Below are 1,055 nucleotides of genomic sequence, written 5' to 3' on the forward strand. Positions count from 1 at the left end.
TCCTGTCCGTGCGGGACACCGTGAAGGAGACCTCGGCGGACGCCATCGCCCGGCTCAAGGAGCTCGGCCTGCGCCCGCTGCTGGTGACCGGGGACAACGCCGCCGTCGCCACCCAGGTGGCGGCCGCCGTCGGGATCCCGGCCGAGGACGTGGTGGCCGGCGTGCGCCCCGAGGACAAGGTGGACGTGGTGACGCGCCTGCAGTCCGAGGGCGCCGTGGTGGCCATGGTGGGCGACGGCGTCAACGACGCCCCGGCGCTCGCCGCGGCGGACATGGGCATCGCCATGGGCTCGGGGACGGACGTGGCCCGCGAGGCCGCGCAGATCACCGTGATGGGCGACGACCTGCACCAGGTGGTCCAGGCGCTCGACCTGAGCCGCCGCACCCTGGGGATCATCCGGATGAACCTGTTCTGGGCGTTCCTCTACAACGTGCTCGGCATCCCGGTCGCGGCCCTGGGCCTGCTCAACCCGATGATCGCCGGCGGCGCGATGGCGGCCTCGAGCGTGCTCGTGGTGCTGAACTCGCTGCGGCTCACCCGCTACGCGCGCTGAGCCGGGGCGGGGCCGAGCGCGGGCCGGGTCCACCCCGGCCCGGCCGGCCGGTCAGGGCAGGCATTCGCGGGAGTACTCGAGCCACTGCTCGAGCTCCCCGGACTCCTCCCAGAGCTGGTAGAGCTCGGAGCAGGAGGGCTCGCGGATGACCACGCCGATCAGCTCGCGCAGGGTCTCGACGTCCTCGTCCGAGAACTGGTCGATGAAGGCGGTGAGGTCCACCTCGTCCGTCTCCGCGTGCTCGAGCAGGGCCTCGAGGTCCGCGTGGTCCTCGTTCCGGGCGATCCGCACGAGCGCCCCGAGGGTGAGGAGTGCGGCGCCCTGGCTCGCGGTCAGGTGGCCCTCGTCCTCGTCGCGACGGAAGTTCTTGCGGAACTCGTCCAGGTCGAAGGTGCCGTCGAGGACCTCGTCCACGATGTCCAGCGCGGTGTCGTTCTGGAAGACGTTTCTGCCCCATGCGCCCATGACCTGACCCTAGGTGTAGGAGGGCATGACGTTGTT

The 1,055-nt window shown here is 71.4% G+C and carries 2 protein-coding genes; one reads left to right on the top strand and one right to left on the bottom strand.

What is annotated here, in order from left to right; translation table 11 throughout:
- A partial coding sequence (locus HMPREF3105_RS04365; protein ID WP_141762427.1) for an HAD-IC family P-type ATPase occupies positions 1-554 on the top strand: 554 nt, incomplete at its 5' end.
- A gap of 51 nt (positions 555-605) precedes the next feature.
- Here the strand turns inward: HMPREF3105_RS04365 and HMPREF3105_RS04370 are convergent.
- Complete coding sequence (locus tag HMPREF3105_RS04370; protein ID WP_036316745.1) at positions 606-1,019, bottom strand: DUF4259 domain-containing protein; 414 nt, start codon at positions 1,017-1,019, stop codon at positions 606-608.
- Between the last annotated feature and the right edge of the window lie 36 nt (positions 1,020-1,055).

The sequence above is a fragment of the Micrococcus sp. HMSC31B01 genome, from assembly GCF_001816085.1.
Taxonomy (GTDB): domain Bacteria; phylum Actinomycetota; class Actinomycetes; order Actinomycetales; family Micrococcaceae; genus Micrococcus; species Micrococcus luteus.

Excerpts from the sequence above, each read along its gene's own strand:
- HMPREF3105_RS04370 (WP_036316745.1), bottom strand. The coding sequence starts at position 1,019 with ATGGGCGCATGGGGCAGAAACGTCTTCCAGAACGACACCGCGCTGGAC.